Raw genomic sequence first — 24,491 nt, forward strand, 5'->3', positions numbered from 1 at the left:
TTTTTATTGCTTTATCAATTTCACTACTTTGATAGTCTTATTGTCCGTTGTCAATAATTGTATCAGGTAGATGCCTGGTCTTACTGCTCCGTTGAAGTCGAGGCGGATCTGGTGAGTGCCGGTCGGTAATTCGAGGCCTGGTTTGGCGATTATCAATTTACCGGTGAGATCAAACATCTTGATCAGCACTTTTTCTGATTTGCCTTCATTCTTCACCAGCAGGTTCACGAATGATGAAGCAGGGTTCGGGTAGACATTTTCCACGGTAATAGCTGTCACGCCTGTTTTAGCGTTGTTGTTCGTTACCGCCTGGAAGTTGCCGCCATTGTTATCTGTTGCCATCACCAGGCTCGGGGGGCCGTAGCCGCCGCCACCGCCGGGCAGATCCGCTCTTGTGGTTGCCTGTATCACGAGTGCATTCAGGTAAGCCAGCTGGCCGGAAGGCGCAGTGTAGATGGTCAGTTTTACTTCACCGTTGGAATCTGGTACTACATTGTCTATCTGTACGGTTTCGCTGATGTTGTTCATACCATTCAGAGATACGGTCTTACCGTTGATCTCGTATGTGCCCAGCACCTTGTCGCCACCGCCTGCGCGGCTTGCGAAGAATACGAAGGAGTAAGCCATGGACTGGTTGAGGCCGGAGAAGGTTACGCCGGAGGTATCGCCCTTGTCCACATAGTAACAAACAGACATTACAGCGTCAGGGTAGATGCCGGAGTTGTTGCCGGTGTTCATACCGTTCGGGATGGTACCGGTAAAGTTCCGGTGGATCGTCATCACGGTAGATACAGGGCTGCCCTGGTCATCTATCATATTGTCAAGCTTCTGACCGATGTTATTACCCGCGTTCGGCAGGGTATTGGTGTTGTTCCACGGCGTCGGTGCAGGGTTGCTTACGTTGAAGTTGATATATACAGCGTGGCTGAGGGTAGAACCGGTAGCGGTTGCGCTGTAGTCGGAGAACTGTGCTGCGTTCTTCGCCCTGATCTTGTAATAGTAACGGGTGTTCTCGCTCAGGTTGATGTCCGGGTATGTAGTCACGGTAGCGCCTACGGTGGTCACCAGGCTGTAAGTCCCGTTCAGGGTAGCAGAGCGGTAGATCTCAACACCGGTAGCATTGCTGGCTTTGTTATTCCAGTTCAGCTGGATGGTGCTTCTTGATTTGCCTACAGCGGTCAGGTTGTCCGGAGACAGCGGTACTGCGGTTTCCACATATGACTGGATCACCAGGGCGTTCAGGTAAGCGATGATCGCGCCGGGAGCTCTCGCAATGGTGAACTCGATCGCGCCGGAACCGTCAGGAGTGAGGCCGTTCAGCTGCACCGTTTTGCTGGTGTTGCCGGAAGCCTGTAACTGTACGGACTGTGCACCTACGGTGTATACAGTGGTCCTGTTGTCGGACACATTGCCTTCGCTGCCGAAGAACACCAGGTTGTATTTGCGGCCTGCGTTCAGACCGGTCAGGCGGATGCGTTTCGCAGTAGTAGTCTGCTCGTAGTAGAGTGAGCTCATTACCCTGTCAGGGAACACGCCGGAGTTGTCTCCGGTTACGCCGCCCAGTGTGTTGGCACCGGTCAGCTGATCCACGAGGGTGATGGTAACACCGCTTGCCGCACCGGTTTCATCCAGCATATTGGTGATAGCGCGGCCGGCCATCGGCAGGGTATTGAAGTTGTTCCACGGAGCGGCTTCAGGGTTCACCTGGTTGCAGTTCACATAGATGGAGGTGATGTTCTTATCCCTTACAGTGATGGTAAAGGTTTGTGAACCTACGCCGCCGTGGTTATCCGTTGCTTTGAGGGTAACGGTGTATTTACCGATGCTGGTGTTTGTCGGGGTGAGGGCAAGTGTGCCTGCGCCATTACCGGAAGGGGTAAGGATGGCGAAGTCAGGCAGGTCGGTTGCACTCAGCGTCAGGGTTTCGCCCGGGCTGTCTGTTGAAGACAGTGCAATGTTCAGTACGTCGCCCGTCTTCATGGATACATTGGTCACTGCGTTCACCACAGGCAGCCTGTTGGCGGCTACGATGGAAACAGTGTCTGTATAGGAAGAGCTTGCGCCGCCGGTGCTCACCGCACGTACTGCATAGAAGTATTCTGAATTGGCAGCGGAAGTGTTGTCGGTATACGCTGTATCGTTCGGGCTGTAGATGCCGGGGTTCAGCAGCGTGTAAGTGCCGTTCAGGGTAGTAGCCCTGTACACTTCGTATGCGGATTCATTATAAGCCAGGTCTTTCCAGGAAAGCCTGATGCCGGTAGGCGTATTTCTTGCCGCCAGGTTGGTAGGCGCAACAGGTGCGGTACCGTCGTCGTACACCGCTTCGATCACCATCGCGCCGATGTGTGCGGCGGAAGAACCAGCGGGAGCCTGTAAGTGTACCGGGATCACACCATTTACATCCGGGGAGATGCCGCGGATAGATACTGCATTGGCAGTGTTCATGGCCGCATTCAGGGATACGGTGTCCGTACCGATGATGTAATTGGCGGTATAGTTACCGGAAGCGTTGCGGCTGGCGGTGAAGGTAAAGTTGTATTTGTAGTTGGAATTCAGACCTGCTACGTTCATCGTCTGTTTCACAGTGGTGGTCCAGTATGAACCGGACAGCACGTTGTCTGTGTACACGCCGGAGTTGTTGCCGGTGCGCAGGCCGCCGTTGAACAGGTTGCTGCCGCCGTTGATCTGCTGCCATGGGGTCATTACCTTCAGGCTGTAGCCGGTGTTCGCACCGCTGTTGTTCTTCAGGTTGGAGAACAGGTCGTTCAGTACCATGGCTGATTTGTGGGTGTTGTTCCACGGAGCCGCTTCATCATATACAGTACCGTTGAAGTTGATGTACACGAAGAAGTTCGGGTTCACCTCGTTCACGGTGATGGTGAAGTTCTTCGTATCGTCTCCGCCCACGTTGTCCGCTACTTTCACAGACACATTGTAGGTACCTCCATCGGCATAGCCGGGGTTCAGCGTAATGGTGGAGTTTTTACCTTCTGATACCACGGCTGCGAATGAAGGCAGGCCGGTGTAAGTCCAGGTAAGATCATCCGTACCGTTATCGTTGGTTACCGCTACATTGATCTGCGCGGTGCCTTTTTCGCTGATGGTCTGGTTCGCTACTGTGCCCAGGATGGGTTTGAAGTTCGCGTTAACGGTCAGGTCGAACGTTTTGCTTACCACGCCGCTGTGCTGATCCGTAGCGGTAATGGAAATGCCGCTGTAGGTCTGCTGTGCGGACTCGCCCGGGTTGCTGAACAGGAAGCTACCTGTACCGTCGCCGTTGTCCGTGAAGGTGCCGAATGCCGGTACGTTTGCCGCGGTGAGTGTTATGGGCTCGCCGTCAGGATCGTTTGCGGTTACATTCACCGTCAGCTGTGTGCCGAAGTGCATGTAACGGTGCGGCTGGTCTTCCAGTACGGGCACAGTGTTCAGGGTAAGGGCAGTTGTTTCGTTGCTGAAAGCGGAACTGCCGCCTACGTTCACCGCTCTCACCTTGTAGTAATAATTTACATTGGCGAACAGTGAGCTGTCTGTATATACCGCTTTGGAACTGTCGCTGCCGGCAATGGTTGCCTGCAGTTTGAAGTTGCTGTTATCGTTCACAGACCTGAAGATCTCGAAGGAGGTCTCGTTGTTGGAATTATCATTCCATTTCAGGCCGATCTTGTTGGATTGAACCAGTGTGGTTCCCAGCAGGCTGGGAGCTACAGGCGCACCCGGCAGCGGCAGGGTGGTAGCCATCATGTTCGGGTTTGCGAAAGCCGAGTTCGGGAATGCCTGTTTGGCAATGCCCGGGCCGGTATAGCCCGCACTCATGCCGTATCCGCCACCGCCCTGGTAGAAGGTGATGTAGATGGGATAGATGCCCGCATTCAGGGTCTTGTTGCCGGACCTTTCGGTAACTGGCTGGGCATAATCGTTGTTCACCACCAGGTCACCAGGTGCGAAACCGCCGATGTACAGTTTGCTGCCGTCGTCGGAAGCAGTGTAGAAGGTATAAGTACCGGTCGTCGGTATGCTGATGTAACCGGAGAACTTAAAGGCGATCTGTTCGTTCCTGTTGCGGGGGCTGATGTCCACATTCTCAACAACGCCGGATTTAACAGGCGTGAGTGTGTTGAAGTCCGGCAGCTGGCTAAAGCTGGCGGCTTCATAATAAGAATATTGCAATCCGCCTGCTTCTGATGCTGCAAAACCGGAGTTACCGTCTTTATTGATGGCCTGCACTTTATAATAATAAGTGGTGGCCGGTTGCAGTGTGCTGTCTGCAAACGATACGGTATTGGCGGGTTTGGTGGCGATGATCTCGAAAGTACCGCTCAGGCTGTTGCCACGGTAGATCTCAAAGCCGTATTCATTATTACTGTTGTCGTTCCAGGTGAGGTTGATCCGTTTGTAGGACACTGCGGTAGCCTTCACATTGGTGGGGGCAGCCGGTTTGGCGCCGCCTGCGGGAGGCTCGTCGCTGAAATAGCTGGCGGGGATCTCCTGCCTGGAAGTAACGCCATGCGCCGTGTTTTTCCAGAAGATCTGCATCACTTCGCCGCCGCCCTGCTCAAAGAACGTAGCTGCGAAAGGATGAACGCCGGCAGTGAGGTATTTGGTGCCCTCTGCATACTGGCTGCCGTGCAGGCCGTCGTTGTTCACAACAGCGGTTGCTCCGTGGCTGTAACTGCCGATGTACAGCTTGCTGCCATCGTCTGAATAAGTTTCAAACGTATAATTACCGGTCACAGGGATGTTAATGTAACCTTCCCAGAGGAAAGCGAAATTATCATTCTGTGTTCTTACAGTGATGTCTGCCCTGGGCGAAACGCCTGTCTTCACAGGAGTGAGCGTCGCAAAGTCCGGCAGTGTGCTGAAAGAGCCGTGATAATATTTATAGTTCAGACCCCTGTTCACAGCGGCTGCGGTAGCCTGGTTGCTGGCAGTGGATTCATTGCCGGTCAGGTCCCTTGCTTTGATCACAAAGGTGTAGGACTGCTGATAGATCAGGTTCGCGGCGGTGAAGGTGGTCTGTGTTCCGGGCAGTGTGTAGGCTTTGGAACCGTTGATGTACACGTCGTATTTATGAACGCCCACATCGTCTGTAGATGCTGTCCATGACAGGGATACAGAGTTTTTGGAAGTAGCCGTTACTGTTACTGCGCCGGGAGCGGTGGGAGGAGTGCTGTCCGCCTGCGTGATAGCATTGGCTTCATTGCTGGTGGTAGCGGCTCCGCTTTCGTTCACAGCCCTTACTACATAATAGTAAGTTTTGTTGGGATCCAGGTTGCTGTCGGTAAATGTTACCACGTTAGGAGCGGTAATACCGGCGAGGGTATAGCCGCTGCCGGCTGTGGTGCTCCTGTATACTTCAAAACCGGTTTCGTTGTTGGCAGGGTTGGGGTTTTCACTCCAATCCAGTTCTATCTGCGTTTTCGAAATGGCTTTTGCGATCAGGTTGCTGGCGGGCGAAGGAGCCGGTGTGCCGGTGGCTTTCACTACTTTGAAAGGAGCGGAGAAGTCGCTGGAGCAGCCGAACTGTTCGGTTACTTTCACTACATATAAACCGGAATCTTTTGCTACGAAAATACGCTGGGTGCCCAGGGTTGTATTGTCGGTGGCTTTTTTCCAGAGGTAGGAAGTGAAACCTGCGGGTACCTGCAGCACCACGCTGTCTTTACCATCCAGTGCGGGAATTACCTTGCTGGTTAAAGGAGGCGTTGTGATATTGGGGCTTACGGTAGCGGCTTTGATTTTGATCACTACGGGTACGGGAGACCAGGGAGTCCAGGTGGAACCGTCTCTCAGGCGTGCGTCATAAGTACCGATACTGTTTACCACCAGGGTATTGCCGGTGGCGCCGGGTATTACGGTGCCGTTCTTACGCCATTCGTATTGGTCAAAACCCGCGGTGAGGCCGAGGGTCACATTGATGGGGTCATTGGAACAGAATTCCGTTCTGCCGAAAAGCGGCCAGGGGTTGGCTTTGTGCGCGCGGGTCATGAATGGGAAATAATCCTGTTCCGCCCATGCGGCGTACCAGCAACCGTGGCCGTACGCAGCGTATTCACTTAACTTGAAATTTGCGCCGGCTGCGAGAGCGGCTGCATTTACGTTCTGCGCCGCGCTGGGGTGAGGGTTCACGTCGGAACCACCCTGGAACAGCCAAACGGGAGTGTATTTGTAAGAAGGAATGGCATCTTTAAATGCCAGTGTAACTGCGCTGATGGGAGCAGCGCCGGCCACCAGTTTCGGGTGGCGGATCATAAAGCCCCAAACGGCGGTACCACCACCGGAAAGACCGTTGGCGGTAATACGGAACTGGTCCACCTTTACCTGGGGAACCAGTACATTCATGATAAGGTCTCTTACGGCATCATATTGTGCATTACCGAAGAAGCCGGCCTGGCTCTGGGGGTAAAGCATAAAGCCGTCAAACTTGTCATTGTCAATTGCATTGCGGTGAACTTCGCCGCCGTGGAACAACTGGTATTCGTTGTCATACGCGGTGCCTTTTTCACCAAGGCCATGCCAGAATACGATCAGGGGATACTTTTTACCATCGGCAACGCCGTGCTGGTAAGACTTGGGGAACTTGATACGGAATTGAATACCGTTGTAGTAATAGCATTTGTAGGAGGAGGTGTTCCAGCCAACCCTTGTGGTCTTCACCCACTTGGCTATGATGCCCCAGGTAGGGGTAGCGGGGGGAGAAGCCGGGTTGTATTCAATAACTGGATCATTGGGGTCCAGAATGCCTGTTTGCGCCCGTAAAGAGCTTGATCCTATCACGCAGAGGAAGGATAATAACAGCATGTAGAATTTATTCATAGATCGTAATTGTGAATCCGGTAATGAAATATATGATGTTCATTAAAGCTCATGGCCTAATTGCATTCAGTATTTCCCAGTAACTATCCGTTACTGAAACATTACTCAGATCTTCCGCAGGATGTGATGGCTAAAACTATTTCAGGTATTTACGCCGGGGTATAGCGAATCAAACGCGACCTTAAATGATACTGTAAATCACCAGTGGTTTGAGATAGGAGATGGCAAAAATAATTGTGTCAGTTCTTCCGCTGTAGTTGGATATTCGGTATTTATCTCACTGGTTTTGTACGCTTTTTAGGTGTATAAACCGGAAAAACTGAATGCAAGATATAAAGAAAAAACAATCTGGTTCACAAAAATTGGTAAACGGTCGGATTTTGCCTGTGAATTGCGGTCTTTTCTGTGTGACCGCAGGTTGATTTCTTTTTCCGCTTATGAGATAAATATTCAAGTTAATGAATTTGGTGATCTGTTTCCTCCTGCATCGCAGGCTGAAACAGATGCATTTCGGGTTTGTTTATTTGCTGACCAGGTGGATCTCATCGGTACCTACCAGCCCGTAGCGCCTGATTTCGGCTTCGCTGATCATGTTGCTGAGCAGGATAAAGTGGGTCTTCAGACCCTGGGCCAGCAACCTTTGTTCGTAGTCCCTGCCATAGAACCGCACGTAGTTCGGGTCACCGAACTTACTGATCCTTTCCTGGGGATCGGAAAGGGTGAGGTCTTCGATGGTTACGGGCAGGTCTTCCCGTACAGGCACCTGGAGGATGGCCTTGCCGCCCGGTTTTAATACGCGGCGTACTTCACGGAATGCCTGGGCATCGTCCGGGATACAGCTCAGTACATGACTGCAAAGGATCACATCGTAAGTGTTGTCCGGTATGTTGTTCATATCCGTCAGGTCCAGGTAAATGGTATCTGCCGGGTAGGTGTCCTCGTATTCGGTGACGAACTTGTCTCCCGCGGTGTACTGGATGGAGGGGTCTTTCCGGAATCTCTTATAATAGATCTCCTCGGGGGCCACATGCAGCATCTTTACGCCGGGAAAAAGGAAGTCCGGATTTTTTTCCAGGAACAACCAGAAAGTTCTGTCCCTTTCATTGGAACGGCAGCGGGGACACTGCGCCGGGCGGTTGTTGTAGCCGATCTCCAGGAAGCGGGAAAACTTTCCTTTACATACGGGGCATTCCACTTTGCTGCCCTGGTAATACATTCCACGCAGCCTGAGATAGACCGGCAATGCTGTTTTTTTGAGAAGATTCTTTACGGTACTCATTTTGATCAGGTATAAAAATGGGTGTGTTGACTAATTTATCAGGAAACGGCGGCCATACTGCGGGCGGATTTTTCCCAGGCTGCGGACTGCCGTCCTTTAATATACCTGAAAAATCCCTCGAATATCGCCACATTCATAAAAAGAAAATAGAACGGTATATAAAACACCTTTATTTTGACGGAGCGGCCCGCCAGCCAGTATCCTGTAATGGCCAGCACGTAAAACGCGAGCTGTGCCGCCAGGAAAATGCTGTATCCCACACCGGCGCCCATCCATACCAGCGCCGCATTGCTGATCAGCAGCAGCGGCAGGCACAGCGGGCAAAGCGTCCAGCGCAATACCCGGTGCGAAATATACTGGAACGACAGAACGGGGTGGCGGAAAACATTCAGCAGGGCCTTTAGCCGCACAATTGACTGAAACCCGCCCGCACTGATACGTACTTTACGTTTATGCTCATCCGTTATGGAAAAAGACGGCGCCTCCATAGCGTAGGCATCCGGCGCATAAGCAATACGGTAGCCCATGAGATTGATCCGCAGCGAGATGATAAAGTCATCCAGCACCACATCACGCTCAACGGGCCTGAACAGGGCAGTGCGTACGGAGAACAGCTCTCCCGCCGCGCCTACCACCGTATACAGTTCCGCATCCAGCCGTTTCAGCGTGGATTCGTACTTCCAATACACGCCTTCCATGCCGGCGGCGCCTTCGTCCTGGCCTGCTATCACTTTCTTTTCGCCGGCAACGCCGCCCGTTCTGGGGTCTTCGTAATGTTTTACCAGGTTGAGGATAGCCGCTTTATTTAATAATGTATTGGCATCGCAAAAAACAACGATGGGCGTCGTTACCTGTTCCATAGCCCGGTTCAGTGCGGCGGTCTTGCCATTGCGCTGGTCTTCGTGCAGCAGCCGGATAGCAGGGTAGCGGCGGATGATCTCCGGCGTACGGTCTGTGGAACCGTCTGTGATGATCATCACCTGCAGTTTGCCCGCAGGATAGTCCAGCTCCTGCGTATTCGCGATCTTCCGCTCAATAAAGTCCTCTTCATTATAAGCGGCTATGAGCAGGGTTAGCTCCGGCAAGACGCCCGCGGGTACACGGCGGCGGGATAAAATGCGCCTGCATTTTACCATTATATATAGTAGCAGCCCATATCCGGCATAACTGTAAAACAGGATGAGAAAACTACAGAAGAATATAATTATCAATGCTTTCATGATGTATTTGGCTGTGCCCCGGGGTCTTTGTGAGGACAAACTTATAAAACAATTTAATTACCAGTATGCGGGAATGATACGAGAAACAAAAAAAACCAATCACTTACATTCCGATTCAAACCGTTTACCAAGAAAAACGGACCATTTACCAATTTGAGATATTACAGATTGATTATTATTATAGTTTTACGCCAGATTTGAATGAAAAATGGATGTTACCGTGTTAATTTTAAAGTAATTTGCATAGATCAAGAAATATCCATAATTTTATTCTTCATACAACCTGACCATCTCCTTTGAATTTCTGAATAACTTTTAACCTTAACCCTTGGAACCGAAAGTCGTGGCGCTTCAGGCGGGATTTTAATGTCCTTTCCTTATAGCTTCCCGGTTTTTTGACCAGCATCCTCATGGAAGATCACCAAAAAAAGTCTCTTGTTGTTTCAGGAGGCAGATTTGTGGTTAACGTTAAAAAGTTCAAATGAAAAAAACAGTACTTATAATAGACGATAGCGAACCGATCCGGTTTTTGTTGGAGACTTTCCTGAGCAAGAAACACAAAGTGGTGTCTGCGAAGGACGGGTACAGTGCGATGTTGTGGCTGGCGAAAGGGAACAAACCGGATCTGATCATTACAGATATTCATATGCCGAATATAGACGGATGGGAACTCATCGAACATCTGAACAGTAATGAACTGTATAGCGACGTACCTGTGATCGTATTATCCGGCACGGAAGCTCCCAGAGAAGGTGCAGCCTATAAAATCGCAAATTTTATCAGGAAACCGTTTGACCCCGTAAATCTGATGTCAATAGTTGACAAAAGTATGCAGATGGCTGGCAGCGCCGTTGCCATTACTGCTTAATGCTTTTGACCGAATACACAATATTCTTATTGCCGAATTTGTAAAGCCCTGAAAACTATGATTTACAATTTGTCAGAAAGCTTGCCTGTTACGAAAGAAATGAAGGAAATGTCGAGGCCCCGTATGGTTACACTCCCAGCAGCCACCAGCGTTTTTTTCAACTTATCCATTGGCAGAAGCGACGCGTATGATCATATTTTGTACAAGACCGATGCACTGATCATAACTACTGATGATTTTACCGGCATCAAACGGGTGCTGCCTTCAAAGGCCCGCTCCGCCGATCTTCCGGGATGCATTGTGTTCAACCTGGACGAACAGCCGGGTTTGTTCAAGCCGTTCATGGATTATGTGCGGCAGAGCAGTGCCCTGAGCGCCGTACCGATGTTCGTGTACAAAAATACACTGGACAAAGCCGGTAGGGACAAACTGGCCGCAACCGGGGGGATAGACGGTATACTCACTGCCGCGACCACTTACGAATCATTCAACGCCATATTACAATTCGCAAGAAAGATAAAACAGCTGGCGGCAGCCGAAGAGGCCCGCAAGCGTGAATACATCAGGGACAGCCTGCAGGTAAGCAGTAAAGTGGCCAAACGCGCTTTTGACATCTGCGTGTCCAGCGGCCTGTTACTGGCGCTAAGCCCCCTGTTCCTGCTGGTGGCCGCCGCTGTAAGGCTGGAATCGAAAGGCTCCATATTTTACGTGGCGCCCCGTGCCGGTAAACGTTACCAGGTATTCAGTTTCTATAAGTTCAGGACCATGGTGGCCGATGCGGACAAACGTGTAAAAGACCTGGAGCACCTGAACCAGTACGATAAAAAAGATGAGAACAACGGCCCCGTATTCTTCAAGCTCAACAATGATCCGAGAGTAACGAAGATCGGCGCTTTCCTGAGGAAGACCAGCCTGGACGAAATACCCCAGCTGATCAATGTGCTGAAAGGGGATATGTCGCTGGTGGGCAACAGGCCCTTGCCCCTGTATGAGGCAGCCTCGCTTACAACGGACAAATACGCTGAACGGTTTATAGCCCCGGCGGGCATCACCGGCCTCTGGCAGGTGAAAAAGAGAGGAAAAAAAGATATGAGCGTGGATGAAAGGATCGGGCTGGATATAGATTACGCAAAGAAAAACTCATTCTTTTACGATATGCGCATACTGGCGAACACACCGGGCGCATTGATTCAAAAGGAGAACGTATAGACTGGATATTTTTACTAACCACTGAACACTACTGAATTTTAAAATGGAACCACACTTGCAACCACTGGTATCGGTTATTGCATTGAATTATAACCAAACGGCTGTTACGTGCGAATTTCTGGAATCCACCAAATTGTTAACCTACCGGAACTTTGAAACAATTATAGTGGATAACGGCTCCAAGGTAAACCCTACCGAAGCGCTGAATGCAGGGAATTACCCGAACCTGAAGATCATCCTCAGCGATAAGAACCTCGGCTTTACCGGTGGCAACAACCTCGGTATGAAACATGCCAAAGGTGATTTTATTTTCATTGTCAATAATGATACGGAAGTAACCCCTGACCTGATAGAACGGCTGCTGGAGCCATTTTATGAGGATGCCACCATTGGTGTGGTATGCCCCAAGATCCGCTTCTTCCACAACCCGAATATCATCCAGTATGCAGGGTTTCATAAAATGAACCTGCTCACCGGGAGAACATGGGCGGTAGGCAGCAAGGAAGAAGATAACGGACAACACGACGGCGAAGGCCCCACCCATTGTGCACACGGAGCCGCGATGATGGTAAAAAAGGAAGTGATCGAAAAAGTTGGAATGTTTGCCGACAAGTTCTTTATCTACTACGAAGAATCCGACTGGTCCGCCAGGATCATCCGCGCCGGCTATAAAATATACTACAACGGTAAAGGGCTCATTTTCCATAAGGAATCCATTACCATGGGCAAAGAAAGCGCCGTGAAAGTATATTATCACACGCGCAACCGTATACTGTATATGAGAAGGAACACGAACAAGCTACAGCTGACCGGGTTCCTGTTGTTCTTTACATTTCTCACTTTCCCGAAATCAGTTTTACGCTATACTTTAAAAGGACAGTTTGAGCATCTGAAATCGTTTCTCAGAGGGACATTCTGGAATGTAACCCAATCAAGCTATTCCCCCGTTTAAAAAATAACAATCATGAAGATAAGATCTCTCGTTACCGGCGGCGCCGGATTTATCGGTTCCCATGTTGTGAACCATTGTTTGCAAATGGGCCACGAGGTGGTGGTGCTGGACGATCTGAGCGGAGGTTTTGAAGACCACATTCCCGCGGGCGCAGTGTTCGTACAAGGTTCTGTAACGGACGAACAACTGGTAGCCGGCCTGTTTGCCGAATATAAATTCGATTATGTATATCACCTGGCTGCCTATGCGGCAGAAGGCCTGTCTCACTTCATCCGCCGGTTCAACTATAACAATAACCTGATCGGCAGCATCAACCTGATCAACGAATCGGTGAAACATAAGGTGAAATGTTTTGTGTTCACTTCTTCTATTGCCGTATATGGCGCAGGGCAGCTGCCCATGCGGGAAGATATGATCCCGACGCCGGAAGATCCGTACGGTGTATCCAAATACGCTGTGGAGCTGGATCTCAAGGCCGCGCATGAAATGTTCGGGCTCAACTACGTAGTGTTCAGGCCGCACAATGTGTATGGTGAAAATCAGAACATCGGCGACAAATACCGCAACGTGATCGGCATATTTATGAACCAGATCATGCAGGGTAAACAACTGACAGTATTCGGAGACGGCGAGCAGACACGCGCTTTCAGCTATATCGATGATGTGGCTATCCCGATCGCGCAATCTGTTAACATCGAAGGCGCTTACAACCAGGTGTTCAACATCGGTGCGGATAAGCCTTATACGGTGAATGAACTGGCGAAAGTAGTATGTGCGAACTTCGGTGTGACCCCGGATATCAATTACCTGGAAGCGAGGAACGAAGTGATGCACGCTTACTCCGACCATAGCAAGGCGCACGGCGTGTTTGGCGAAGGCTCCGGTGTGACGCTCGCCGAAGGCATTGCCCGTATGGCAACCTGGGCGCAGAGAGTAGGCGCAAGGCAGAGCAAAGAGTTTGATAACATTGAAATAAACGAAAAACTGCCGCAGGGCTGGGCTCCCAAAGTTGAAGCCACTGTTGCAACAAACGTATAATGTCCGGAACAGGGAAAATACGCGTTTTGCAAACCATCCGCCAGGGATTGATCGGCGGCGGTGAAACCCATGTGCTGAGCCTCACAGGCCAGCTGGACCGTTCAAGGTTTGAGCCCGTGGTGCTGTCGTTTACAGACGGCCCCATGATAGATCAATTGCGCGAAGCAGGGGTGGAGCACTATGTGATCCCCACGCTGAAAGCGTTCGACCTGCGGCAATGGAAAAAGATCGGCAGCCTGCTGGCTGAAAAAAACATAGACATCGTGCACGCGCACGGTTCAAGAGCGGCCAGCAACCTGTTTTTCCCCGCCCGTAAACAAAAGATTCCTCTGCTTTACACTATACATGGCTGGTCATTTCATAATGACCAGTCATTGTTTGTAAAACGCCTCCGCGTATTGTCCGAACAGTTCCTGACGGCCAATATGCAGCGTAATATCTCCGTAAGCGCCTCCAATTTCGAGACGGGCAGGGAACATTTCCGCAATTTCAGGTCCACCGTGATCAACAACGGGATCGATCTGCAGAAATTCAGCCCGGCCAACGCGTATAAAAACATCCGGCAGAAACTGGATATCCCGGCCAGTCATATACTGATCGGTTTTGTAGCCCGCATGACGGCGCAAAAGGACCCGCTGACGATGATCAGCGGTTTTGCCAAAGCAGCCGCGCAACGGGAAGATATCACCCTGCTGATGGTAGGGGAAGGAGAGTTGCAGGCGGAAGCGCGGCAGCTCGCCGAACGGCTGGGCATTGCCCATCGTATTGTATTCCAGCCCTTCCGCCAGGATGTGCCGGACCTGTTGCACGCCACTGATATCTATTGCCTGCCCTCGCTTTGGGAAGGCATGCCTATCGGCCTCCTGGAAGCTATGGCCATGCACAATGCCGTGATCGTAACAAATGTGGACGGCTCCAAAGAGATCATCCGCGACCGGGAGAACGGCTGCATGACGGAAGCAAAAAATGAGGCCATGCTGGCCGGTACTATACTGGAACTGGCGGCGGACGGCACGCTCCGCAACCGCCTGGCCACCGCGGCCCGCGCTACGGTGCAGGAGCATTACAGCGTGGAGTTTATGACGCGCCAGGTGGAACAAATATATGAAGACGTATTCCGTACCGAAGGGAAGCGGCTTATTTCGCAATTAAGTGTACAATCATGACAACACCGATCACCTACGAATATAACAGGATCGCAGACAGGAAACGCCTCGATTTCATATCCGGCTCACTGGAAGGGAAAATACCCCCGGAAGGTGTAGTGCTGGACGTGGGCTGTGGAAACGGCGTTATCAGCCGTCACCTCGGCCGCCTGGGCTACAATGTGCTGGGCATAGATGTAAGCGATAAAACGATCCAGACCGCGCGTAGCCTGAATGATCTGCCGAATGTAAAATTTGACGTGATCAGTGCGGAGAACCTGGTAGCACAGGGCAATCAGTATGATGCGGTGATCTGCAGCGAAGTGCTGGAGCACCTGGACAATCCCTCGGCCCTGCTGAAAACATTGTACCAGTCGCTCAAAGCCGATGGCCAGCTGATCGTGACCGTGCCCAACGGGCAGGGCCCCCGTGAAATGCTGGTGACAAGGCCGGTGTTGAAGATCAGGAGTAAAAACAACTGGATGTGGAAACTGCTGCTGCGCACCAAAAAACTGCTGGGCTACAGCGGCACCACCGTTCAGTCCGCCGCGGACAACCTGGACCATGTGCAGTTCTTCAGCAAAAAAGACCTGGAAAAACTCTCCACTGAAAATCATTTCAGGATCGTGCGTTTTGGCAAGGCGAATTTCGTGGAAGACGTATTTCCTTTTTCCATCCTGGCCAAACGTATTTCCTTCTTTCAGAAACTGGATTGCAAACTGGCGGACCTGCTGCCCGACCGATTTACAGGCGGATTTTTTACCGCATGGAAAAAGGCTGACCAGCCGGGTACCGTTTGAATCTTTAGTATATGAATACCTTACTGCAAGTACTGTATGTACTGTTTGTGATACTCCAGGCAGTGATTGCCTTTTACCTGCTGCAACCTACCTTGCTGCTGGTCGTTTATGCGATCAAAAAAGTGCTGGGCCTCAGTAAGCCTGAAGTGAATGCCGCGGCCATCCAGGAAGGAACGCCGCGCAGCTTTGCCGCGATTATCACGGCGCATAAAAGCCTCTCGCTGGTGCCTCCGCTGGTGGATTCGCTGCTGAAACAACACTATGACAACTATGTGATCTATATTGTGGCGGACGCCTGTGAAGATGAACCGCTTACCTACGACCACCCAAAGGTAAAACTGCTGCGTCCCACTACCCGCCTCAATGCCAAGATCAGGTCCATAGACTTTGCCATCAACAACTTTATCCAGCCGCACGATGTATTGGTGATATTTGATTCGGACAACCTGGCGCATCCGGATTACCTGTCCGTGCTCAATCATTATTTTAACCAGGGCCACAGGGCTGTGCAGACAAACCTCCAGCCCAAAAACACCGATACCCTCTACGCCCGCCTCGACGCCGCCGGTAACCTGTACAACAACTTCTCCGACCGCCTGATGCGCAAGGAGCTGGGGCTTTCCTCCAATATATGGGGGCTGGGCATTGCCATGGAAACCAGCCTGTACAGGGAGATCATTTACCAGCATTTCCTCGGCGGCTTCGACAAAAAGATACAGGCGGATATCGTAAAAAAAATACCCCTGCTGGCTTATGCCCCTGAAGCGATGGTATATGATGAAAAGATCGATAACGGAGCCGCACTGGAAAAACAACGCACCCGCTGGATCAACGCTTATTTCAAATACTTCAAATACGGCTGGGATGTGCTGGCCACCGGCCTTGGAAGACCCAGCTTCAACCTTGTTTATTTCGGCATCAACCTGCTGCGCCCGCCTTTGTTCATCCTGCTCGCCGCCGCATTTTTCCTGGCAGCGGTCAATGTGTTTATTTCCCTGGCGATGACGGGTTTCTGGCTGGGTGTGGTGCTTACATTTGTCGTATCATTTTTCCTGATCGTATTGCTCATGCAGCGGGAGAAAAAGATATTCAGCTCTCTTTTTTATCTGCCATTCTTTGTATTGCGGCAGGTAAAAGCCTTGCTAAAGATCAAAGCCGCCAGCAAATCCTTCCTGCAAACGGAGAATAACAAAGTGCTGTACATCGAGGATATACTCAATAAACAACCCCTGCCCAAGATTTAATAACTTAGTTTTCAGTTTTTTAGTTAACTTTTGCTAATTGTAAATTATACAGTATGGCAGAAGAAACAGTAGAAGTGCGCCTGCTCACGGCGGAGGATTACCTGGACCTTAAAGAATCGATGGTGTCCGCCTACCAGGACATGCAGGGGAGTTACTGGCGCGAAGGCACCATTCAAAAGCTGATCAGCCTCTTCCCGGACGGCCAGATAGCCGTCACCGTAAACGGGAAAGTGGTAGGCTGCGCCCTCGCCATTATCGTGGATTACGAGAAATTCGGGGACGATCATACCTACGAGCAGATCACCGGGTATTACACCTTCAACACCCACAACCCTAAAGGAGACACGCTGTACGGCATAGAAGTGTTCGTGAACCCGGAATACCGCGGCAAACGCCTTGCCCGCCGGCTGTACGACGCAAGGAAAGCATTGTGCGAAAACCTCAACCTGGAGGGTATTGTAGCCGGCGGCCGTATTCCCAATTACGAGAAGTATGCGGACCAGATGAGCCCCCGTATTTACATCGAAAAGGTGCGGGACAAGGAGATCTACGACCCCACGCTCACTTTCCAGTTCAGCAACGACTTTATCGTTAAAAAGATCCTTCGCAATTACCTGCCGAACGACGCCGCCTCCAAGGGTTTTGCCACGTTATTGCAGTGGTTCAATATCTATTACGAAAAAGACCGCGATACCATCCGGTACAACAAATCCACCGTCCGCATCGGGCTGGTGCAGTGGCAGATGCGTACCTACAGCGGTATGAAGGGCCTCCTGCAGCAGGTGGAGTTTTTTGTGGATGCGGTGAGCGATTATGAAGCGGATTTTGTGGTGTTCCCCGAGTTTTTTAACGCGCCCATCATGATGGAGTTCAACGAACTTCAGCCGGGCGCAGCCATCAGGGGCCTCGCGAAATACACGGAACAGTTGCGGGAAGAATTCTCGCGTTTTGCGGTGAGTTATAATGTGAACATCATCTCCGGCACTATGCCGATCGTGGTGGATGAACAGTTGTACAATATATCCTACCTCTGCCGCAGGGACGGCACCTGGGAATCGTACAAAAAGATACATCCCACACCCAGCGAAGTGTACGCCTGGGGCATGAAAGGAGGGAATGAAGTAAAAGTGTTCGATACGGATTGCGGGAAGATCGGGATACAGATCTGTTATGATATCGAGTTCCCCGAGCTGGGCCGCATCATGGCGCAGCAGGGCGTTCAGATCATCTTTGTGCCTTTCCTCACGGATACGCAAAACGGCTATAACCGGGTGCGTTTCTGCGCGCAGGCAAGGGCCGTGGAAAATGAATGTTATGTGGCCATTGCGGGCTGTGTAGGCAATCTTCCCCGTGTTACGAACATGGACCTTCAATATGCGCAAAGCGCCGTGCTCACGCCTTCGGATTTTGCATTCCCGGTAACGGGCATAAAGGCGGATGCCACACCCAATACGGAAATGATCGTGGTGGCGGACGTGGACCTGGTGCTGCTGAAAGAACTGCACGCATTTGGAAGTGTGCAAAACCTGAAAGATCTTCGCACAGATCTGTATGAAGTAACGACGAAGAAAAAATAAGCCATGCATCAACACAACATTAACCTGGCGTTGCAGATACTGCCGCAGGTGCCCTCAGAGCAGGTATACGCCGTAGTAGACGAAGCTATTGCCGTAATTCAGCAATCCGGCGTGAAATACCGCGTCTGCCCCTTCGAAACCGTCATGGAAGGCCCGTATGACCTGCTGATGGATATCGTAAAACGTACGCAGGAAGTATGTTTTAAAGCAGGAGCGGGGCAGCTGCTCGTGTATATCAAGATCCAGAACAATTCGGCCGGTCCGGTAACGATAGAGGATAAGACCGGGAAGTACGACGGGTGAGGGTATGAACATTCTTTAAAGCAGAAGGCTGTCTCCTGTGAGGCAGCCTTCTTTTATAGTAGTCTGGAAGATATAGTGTAACTATATGATTGATACAGGATATGCGCTGGTGAGGTGGAGTTGATCAGGACTTGTTGCGGGGGCGGGCAGAAGGGGTGTCCGAAGTGGTAAAATGACAGGAAATGTGTAGCATACCAGGTAAAAGACAGTGATGTGAGAAGGAAATGAAGGCGCTGAAAGGCAGCGTAGGCAAGGAAAAGAGCGGATCGTTGAGGAGCGGGCACAGGTTTCCCCGGCGCGGTGCCGCACCAGGTAAATTAAAAACAGTGAGAAGGAGGGCGGCGGAAGAAAAGGGTTTATTCACGCTGGCAGTAATAACCGGTCTGCTGCCTGTGATAATGCGACGGAACTGATACCCGGCGAACGGCCCGCTGATTGATCCGTATGATCCTTTTACCGCGGACAACGCCGGCAGAGGCGGCAGGCGCGGGAATCACCGCCACAATGTCCGCCGCTATATACCGCCGGTCGCCCGAAGGATATAGTTTGCCATTAACCATTGTACACGCCCGCACCTGGAGCGTTACCAGCAATACGCCTTTCGCCGGAGCGGAAAACCCCAGCTCCAGCCCTTCAAAAGGCTGATCGAGATCAATGATCTCCCCGGAAACGTCCGTTTCTTCTACCTTCCGTTCTTCAAAACTGATCCTTGAGGTGATCACGCTGATTTCAAGGTGTGTTGCTTTCCCGGGTTTGTCCGGGGTTTGCGGGGGGATGCGCAATACACCGTCCTGCGTAAATACGGGTGGAACGGGCAGCAGTTTTTCCAGGCCCGCGTGTGCATTGAACCGGAAGCCTTCTATGGCGGGAAGGAATTGTTTCCCCGCCAGCATCACTGTTTTGTTCAGCCGGTTCACCAGCGAACTGTTGTGCCTTACGTCCAGGTGCGGCACGATGGCTTCACGGATGAGCCTTGCTTTCCTGCTGGCGATGCCGAAGGCGCGCGAAGCCCTGCGGGTTGCGGGCGTCTGCCGTACTTCTTCCGGCGCGCTGCGCAGGAAATACTCCCCGTTGCGCCGGTAGCCGATCACGTTCCCGAGCCGGCCTGTAAATTGTAATAAACCTGTTTGTTTTCCCATAATTCAATGTTTTTCCATGAATGTACGGGATCGCCGGGAATGGCACGGAGAGGGCAGATGACGGTTATCTAAGGGCTGTTCGACCGTCGTTGGAATTTATTCAATGCCGCATATACTGACTTTAGAAGTTAACGAAAGGGCATTCGACGGGGTTTGGATATTATCGAAAAAAGGAATTTCCAAAGAGATGAATTCGTTTAAAAAGGTAAAATTTGCACTTTTTCTGCAATTAGAAGAAAAATATGCCTAGTTTTGGATAGATGTTCTGCGAAAATAACTTGTAAAACAGCGTGTTATGTTAATTGAATTTAGTCTTGCTAACTTCCATTCGTTTAACAAAGTTCAAACTTTAAGCTTTAAAGCTACAGGGCTTGTTTCGGAAGAGAAAAGTGTGGATGAGGAGAATATTATAACTGAAGGTAAGAGTAAGTTTCTAAAAATTGTCGGTGTATACGGAGCCAACGCAAGTGGAAAATCTAATTTAATAAAGGGGTTGTCTTTTTTAAAGGAGATGGTTGCCAGTTCACTGGAATCTGATAGGCTTGCTATGTTTGGGACGAATCCCTTTAAACTTTCCGGGGATGGGAATGAAAATTTCGGTTATTTCCAGATCATGCTTTTAATTGGCGGAAATCGGTTCCGATATGGGTTTACGCTGGATGATCAATGGAATATTCAAACTGAATGGTTGTTTGGCCCCGCTGAGAAAAATGAAACCTATTATTTCAAAAGAGATGAAAAAGGGGTTACATCAAATCCTGACAGATTCAAAGAAGGATTATCGCTTCCATATGATAAGTTAAGAGACGATGCATTGTTCTTGAGTTTTTGTGCGGCTTATGACGGCGAGATTACCCGAATGATCAAAGAATATATTGTAAATAACGTTTCAATCGATGGGGATTTTTTGATAGGTCCTCCAACTTCAAGGTTTTTTGATCACAGCAACCTGCGTCGATCTACTAATGCGTTGATTTCAAGTGGCAGGAAAGAGGTTATTCTCCAATGGATGAAAGAAGCAGGCCTAATGTATGATGATGTGAACATAAGAAAAATCGGCTCCGATAAAAGCTCTTGGGCGGAAATGGTTTATTTTACTAAGAATCGTTATAACGATAAGGGTGAAATAGCAGGGAAAGCCAGCATGAGCCTGGACGGAGAGGAATCCGCCGGGACACAAAAATTTTACTCATATATTGGTCATTTACACAGCATATTTGAAAAAGGAGGAATTTTCATTTCAGATGAAATAGATAGTAACTTTCATCCATCCCTATTAAGAAAACTGATCAGCCTTTTCCAGAATAGTGATGTTAACAAAGCCAATGCCCAGCTTTTGTTCACTAGTCACGATACTAACCTGATGAGCCCGGATTATATGAGAAGAGATCAATTCTATTTTACTGAAAAAACCATTTTTGAAGAAACCCACCTATATTCGCTTTCCGACCTTAAAGGAATCAGGAATAACGCTGATTTCGCCAGGCAATATCTGGCCGGATTCTACGGAGCATTACCACAACTCGGGAATTACCTGGAAGATACCGATCAATAATCCTTTACCTCAACTTTATACAAAACAATGGCTCACGTAGACCCCTGGGATATTAAAGTGGACGATGAGAGGCAAGAAGATAGTTTGGAAACATTTATAATTTTCTGTGAAGATGACAATAGCGAACCCCTGTATTTCCGTTCGTTCTCGAATGACAAGATAAAAGTAAATGCTATCCCTAATCAGAAACAAGGAAAGCTGAATATACTAAATGCCCTCCAAAAATGTAAAGCGGATGGGCTTGTTGCTTTTGATGCGAATTGTTATCGGCTGATAGATGGCATTACTGAGCATATCTGGTGTGTGTATGACCGGGATTTAGAATCCGAACAATGGGAGAACATTAGCGATGAGGATCATCTTGAATTTGATTACTCTATTCAAACTGCCCAACAAACGGGCTTACATGTGGCCTGGAGTAACGACGCGTTTGAATTATGGATACTACTCCATTTTGAAGATATGCCTGCACGGCAAAGGCTTCACAGAAATTATATTTATGGCCGTTTAACTGAAATATTCAAGGTAATAACACCCCGAACTGAGGAACTGGATGCTATTACCGGAAATATTCACTTTAATTATAAAAACAGTTTTAAAAAACGCAGTCACTTTTTAAAGCATATACTGCCCTTGTTAAAAAACAATACATCAGCAGCTATTACACGTGCCGAAGAATTGGAAGCACAATTTGCCAATGCAGTGCCCTTTCATATGCGTAATCCCTGCACGCTCGTCCATCACCTGGTAAAGGAAATTATTGCTATTTAGGATTCCCCGCCAAACAGCCCTCCAAACACGAGATAAGCCATGCCCAGCGTAACGAGGATATTAAACACCTGCGCTATGATAAAAGCCATGGCCGGGCGCCCGTTTTCCATCTTAAAAATGTCTGTGAACTTCGTTTCAAGGCCAATGCAGGCAAAGGCGATCGCGAAGAAACAGGTTTGCAGGTCTTTGATATTGCCTTTTATTTCTTTTACAAAAGCCGGCGACAATACAAAAGAGAACAACAGCGACACCAGGATAAAACCCAGTACAAACTTCGGGAAACGGTCCCAGATGGTGCGCAGGCCTGGTTTGGGCTGGTTGGTTTCTTTTTTGGAATACGTCCACCACACGGAGATCAGGAAAGCGGCGATACCCAATAATACGTTCTGCGAAAACTTCACCAGCGTCGCGTATTTCAGCGCTTCTTCACCCAGCATGGTGCCAGCCGCCACTACCGCGCCGGAAGTATCTATCGTGCCGCCCAGCCATGCGCCCGCTACTTCAGGGGGCATGTTCATCCATCTTGCCACGTAAGGCATAAAGATCATCATGGGAATAGCCACGATCAGCACCAGCGAGATCACATGCGAGAGTTTTTTATTATCCCCTTCGATAGCCCCGGAAGTGGCTATGGCAGCGGATACGCCGCAGATGGACACCGCGCTGGAGATCATCATCCTGAACTCATCGTCCAGTTTAAATTGTTTGCACAGCCAGAAAGTAAAATACCAAACGGTGAATACCACCACTACGGATTGCAGCACGCCGAGGCCCCCGCCTTTCACCAGTTCCTGGAATATAATGCCCGAGCCGAGTAATACCAGGCCGGTTTTGATAAACAGTTCCGTTTGCAGCACCGCCCTCAGCCAGGCGGGCACCCCCAGCACATTGCTGATAAAAAGGCCCAGCAGCAGGCTGAACAATACGATCTCGATACCAAGGTCTTTCACCCAGGCATTGCCCGTGATCACCTGCGCGAACATGGAAATGGCCATGATGGCCAGCAGGCCGGTTGCCAGCTGGAAAGTGATCTTTTTGCCACCCAGCAGGAACGCAATAATCAGCGCGCCCAGCACCCACAGGTACAGGCTGCCCATTTTACCGAGATTGGAGAGGTCTGTGAGTTTGGCAACGAGGGAGTCCCCGTTGTTCCAGTCGAATTTGGGCATGGAAGGGCGCAGGCCCAGGCATATCAGCAAAATGGCGGTAAACGCGAGGATCACGGCGATCCAGTCTTCGTGCAATGGTTTTTTCTGAGTAGTCATCTTGTTTTAATGGTTAGTGGAAGAAAATATATCCTATAATGATCGCGGCTACAATTCCCACGAAATCCGCAATCAGGCCGCAGGTCAGCGCATAACGTGTCTTTTTGATATTCACGGAGCCGAAATATACGGCCAGGATGTAAAAGGTTGTCTCGGTGGATCCTTGTAAAATGCAGGCCAGGCGGCCCACGAACGAATCCGGGCCGTAGTTCTGCGGCAGCATCAGCTCCGCCATAATGGCCCTGGCGCCGCCGCCGCTGAATATTTTCATGATACCAACGGGCAATGCGGGTACAAAGTCCGTGTTAAAGCCCAGCCAGCCGAAGAACGCGCCGATACCGTTGTTGATGAAGTCCATACAGCCGGTGGTGCGGAATATCGCGATGCCTACGATGATGGCCACGAGGTAAGGAATGATCATCACCACGGTGGTAAAACCTTCTTTAGCCCCGTCTATAAAGGCTTCGTAGACATTGATCTTTTTTTTCAGGCCCAGCAGCAGGAACGAAACGATCACGGTAAAGATGAGCAAACCGCCCACCATCGCCGTGTTTGTGGCGATCTGCTGAGGAGGCATGTCTTTCATCCAGGTATAAAACCCGTACAGGATGGCCAGGAATCCGCCGATAAATACAAATACGGGGAGGCGGAACAGGTTGATGCGCTGGTACATGGCCACCGCGATCATGCCGGATATAAAGGAAATAAAGGTGCCGATCATGGTGGGGATGAAGATGTCCGCCGGGTTTGCAGAGCCCGCGGAGAGGCGCAGGGCCATCACTGAAGTGGGAATGATGGTGATGCCGGCCGTATTCAGCACCAGGAACATGATCTGGGCATTGGTGGCGGTATCTTTCTGCGGGTTCAGGTCCTGGAGCTCTTTCATGGCTTTGAGGCCCATGGGGGTGGCCGCATTGTCCAGCCCGAGGGCGTTCGCGGAGAAGTTCAGCACGATGCTGCCCATGGCCGGGTCTTTTTTAGGGATGCCGGGGAAAAGTTTCGAGAACAGGGGGTTCACGAACCGGGCGAACATTTCGATCATACCTGCCCTTTCGCCCACCTTCATGATGCCGAGCCAGAAGGTCATGGTACCGGTGAGGCCGATGGCCAGTTCCGCGCTGCTTTTACCGCTTTCGAACAGGCTGGTGATCATCTTCCCGAAGATCTCCGTATTGCCGAAAAATATCAGCTGTCCCAGGGCTACAAGGAATGAGATCACAAAGAAGCCGATCCAGACGTAGTTTAAAGCCATAATGCGTGTTGATTGAAATAATGAGCCAAAATACGCAATTCGTAATATCAATAAAGAAAAA

17 protein-coding genes are annotated in these 24,491 nt (G+C 50.2%); 11 read left to right on the forward strand and 6 right to left on the reverse strand.

The features are described from left to right. Window positions 1-3 precede the first annotated feature (3 nt). The 3 genes from EG028_RS25845 to EG028_RS25855 form a co-directional block, all read right to left on the reverse strand. A complete protein-coding gene (locus EG028_RS25845; RefSeq protein ID WP_120515986.1) occupies window positions 4-6,813 on the reverse strand; it encodes a fibronectin type III domain-containing protein in 6,810 nt (2,269 codons plus the stop codon). Window positions 6,814-7,333: 520 nt separating this feature from the next. After that, window positions 7,334-8,092, reverse strand: a complete 759-nt coding sequence (locus tag EG028_RS25850) for a methyltransferase domain-containing protein (RefSeq protein ID WP_120515985.1) — start codon at window positions 8,090-8,092, stop codon at window positions 7,334-7,336. A gap of 38 nt (window positions 8,093-8,130) precedes the next feature. Further along, window positions 8,131-9,228, reverse strand: a complete 1,098-nt coding sequence (locus tag EG028_RS25855; RefSeq protein ID WP_241559084.1) for a glycosyltransferase family 2 protein — start codon at window positions 9,226-9,228, stop codon at window positions 8,131-8,133. 565 nt (window positions 9,229-9,793) lie between these two features. Here EG028_RS25855 and EG028_RS25860 point away from each other — a divergent pair. From EG028_RS25860 to EG028_RS25900, 9 genes are all read left to right on the forward strand, one after another. After that, the gene (locus EG028_RS25860; protein ID WP_120515984.1) at window positions 9,794-10,180 is read left to right on the forward strand and encodes a response regulator; all 387 of its coding nucleotides are present in this window, start codon (window positions 9,794-9,796) and stop codon (window positions 10,178-10,180) included. A gap of 123 nt (window positions 10,181-10,303) precedes the next feature. Beyond that, complete coding sequence (locus EG028_RS25865; protein ID WP_206614413.1) at window positions 10,304-11,389, forward strand: sugar transferase; 1,086 nt, start codon at window positions 10,304-10,306, stop codon at window positions 11,387-11,389. Window positions 11,390-11,444: 55 nt separating this feature from the next. After that, window positions 11,445-12,341: a glycosyltransferase family 2 protein gene (locus EG028_RS25870; protein ID WP_206614412.1), complete on the forward strand. Its 897-nt coding sequence runs from the start codon at window positions 11,445-11,447 to the stop codon at window positions 12,339-12,341. 12 nt (window positions 12,342-12,353) lie between these two features. Then, entirely contained in the window at window positions 12,354-13,379 is a 1,026-nt protein-coding gene (locus EG028_RS25875; RefSeq protein WP_120515982.1) for an NAD-dependent epimerase/dehydratase family protein, read from the forward strand. A gap of 26 nt (window positions 13,380-13,405) precedes the next feature. After that, window positions 13,406-14,545 (forward strand): glycosyltransferase family 4 protein, encoded by a 1,140-nt coding sequence (locus EG028_RS25880; protein ID WP_241559083.1) that lies wholly within the window; start codon window positions 13,406-13,408, stop codon window positions 14,543-14,545. Then, window positions 14,542-15,324, forward strand: a complete 783-nt coding sequence (locus EG028_RS25885; protein WP_120515980.1) for a class I SAM-dependent methyltransferase — start codon at window positions 14,542-14,544, stop codon at window positions 15,322-15,324. The genes EG028_RS25880 and EG028_RS25885 overlap by 4 nt, the downstream gene beginning before the upstream one ends. A gap of 11 nt (window positions 15,325-15,335) precedes the next feature. Continuing rightward, window positions 15,336-16,568 (forward strand): glycosyltransferase, encoded by a 1,233-nt coding sequence (locus EG028_RS25890; RefSeq protein ID WP_120515979.1) that lies wholly within the window; start codon window positions 15,336-15,338, stop codon window positions 16,566-16,568. Window positions 16,569-16,621: 53 nt separating this feature from the next. Next, entirely contained in the window at window positions 16,622-18,145 is a 1,524-nt protein-coding gene (locus EG028_RS25895; protein ID WP_120515978.1) for a carbon-nitrogen hydrolase family protein, read from the forward strand. 3 nt (window positions 18,146-18,148) lie between these two features. Beyond that, a complete protein-coding gene (locus tag EG028_RS25900) occupies window positions 18,149-18,448 on the forward strand; it encodes a thiamine-binding protein (RefSeq protein ID WP_120515977.1) in 300 nt (99 codons plus the stop codon). A 356-nt stretch (window positions 18,449-18,804) separates the two neighbouring features. On the opposite strand, the gene EG028_RS25905 is transcribed toward EG028_RS25900, so the two are convergent. Further along, window positions 18,805-19,587, reverse strand: a complete 783-nt coding sequence (locus tag EG028_RS25905; protein WP_120515976.1) for a hypothetical protein — start codon at window positions 19,585-19,587, stop codon at window positions 18,805-18,807. A 295-nt stretch (window positions 19,588-19,882) separates the two neighbouring features. Between EG028_RS25905 and EG028_RS25910 the strand changes: the two genes are divergently transcribed. After that, entirely contained in the window at window positions 19,883-21,142 is a 1,260-nt protein-coding gene (locus EG028_RS25910; protein ID WP_120515975.1) for an AAA family ATPase, read from the forward strand. Between the two features lie 27 nt (window positions 21,143-21,169). Further along, window positions 21,170-21,913 (forward strand): RloB family protein, encoded by a 744-nt coding sequence (locus tag EG028_RS25915; protein WP_120515974.1) that lies wholly within the window; start codon window positions 21,170-21,172, stop codon window positions 21,911-21,913. On the opposite strand, the gene EG028_RS25920 is transcribed toward EG028_RS25915, so the two are convergent. Both EG028_RS25920 and EG028_RS25925 read right to left on the reverse strand, forming a co-directional pair. Continuing rightward, the gene (locus EG028_RS25920; RefSeq protein ID WP_120515973.1) at window positions 21,910-23,178 is read right to left on the reverse strand and encodes a YeiH family protein; all 1,269 of its coding nucleotides are present in this window, start codon (window positions 23,176-23,178) and stop codon (window positions 21,910-21,912) included. The two genes, EG028_RS25915 and EG028_RS25920, sit on opposite strands and share 4 nt — an antisense overlap. Before the next feature lie 13 nt (window positions 23,179-23,191). Further along, window positions 23,192-24,430 carry a nucleoside recognition domain-containing protein gene (locus EG028_RS25925; protein WP_120515972.1) on the reverse strand — a complete coding sequence of 413 codons (1,239 nt, stop codon included), beginning with the start codon at window positions 24,428-24,430 and terminating at the stop codon, window positions 23,192-23,194. Between the last annotated feature and the right edge of the window lie 61 nt (window positions 24,431-24,491).

The sequence above is a fragment of the Chitinophaga barathri genome, assembly GCF_003807585.1.
Taxonomy (GTDB): Bacteria; Bacteroidota; Bacteroidia; order Chitinophagales; family Chitinophagaceae; genus Chitinophaga; species Chitinophaga barathri.

Bases quoted from the DNA above. Each gene is read 5' to 3' on its own strand.
- EG028_RS25845 (WP_120515986.1), bottom strand. From the start codon at position 6,813: ATGAATAAATTCTACATGCTGTTATTATCCTTCCTCTGCGTGATAGGA.
- EG028_RS25850 (WP_120515985.1), bottom strand. From the start codon at position 8,092: ATGAGTACCGTAAAGAATCTTCTCAAAAAAACAGCATTGCCGGTCTAT.
- EG028_RS25855 (WP_241559084.1), bottom strand. From the start codon at position 9,228: ATGGTAAAATGCAGGCGCATTTTATCCCGCCGCCGTGTACCCGCGGGC.
- EG028_RS25860 (WP_120515984.1), top strand. From the start codon at position 9,794: ATGAAAAAAACAGTACTTATAATAGACGATAGCGAACCGATCCGGTTT.
- EG028_RS25865 (WP_206614413.1), top strand. From the start codon at position 10,304: ATGGTTACACTCCCAGCAGCCACCAGCGTTTTTTTCAACTTATCCATT.
- EG028_RS25875 (WP_120515982.1), top strand. From the start codon at position 12,354: ATGAAGATAAGATCTCTCGTTACCGGCGGCGCCGGATTTATCGGTTCC.
- EG028_RS25885 (WP_120515980.1), top strand. From the start codon at position 14,542: ATGACAACACCGATCACCTACGAATATAACAGGATCGCAGACAGGAAA.
- EG028_RS25890 (WP_120515979.1), top strand. From the start codon at position 15,336: ATGAATACCTTACTGCAAGTACTGTATGTACTGTTTGTGATACTCCAG.
- EG028_RS25895 (WP_120515978.1), top strand. From the start codon at position 16,622: ATGGCAGAAGAAACAGTAGAAGTGCGCCTGCTCACGGCGGAGGATTAC.
- EG028_RS25900 (WP_120515977.1), top strand. From the start codon at position 18,149: ATGCATCAACACAACATTAACCTGGCGTTGCAGATACTGCCGCAGGTG.
- EG028_RS25905 (WP_120515976.1), bottom strand. From the start codon at position 19,587: ATGGGAAAACAAACAGGTTTATTACAATTTACAGGCCGGCTCGGGAAC.
- EG028_RS25910 (WP_120515975.1), top strand. From the start codon at position 19,883: ATGTTAATTGAATTTAGTCTTGCTAACTTCCATTCGTTTAACAAAGTT.
- EG028_RS25915 (WP_120515974.1), top strand. From the start codon at position 21,170: ATGGCTCACGTAGACCCCTGGGATATTAAAGTGGACGATGAGAGGCAA.
- EG028_RS25920 (WP_120515973.1), bottom strand. From the start codon at position 23,178: ATGACTACTCAGAAAAAACCATTGCACGAAGACTGGATCGCCGTGATC.
- EG028_RS25925 (WP_120515972.1), bottom strand. From the start codon at position 24,430: ATGGCTTTAAACTACGTCTGGATCGGCTTCTTTGTGATCTCATTCCTT.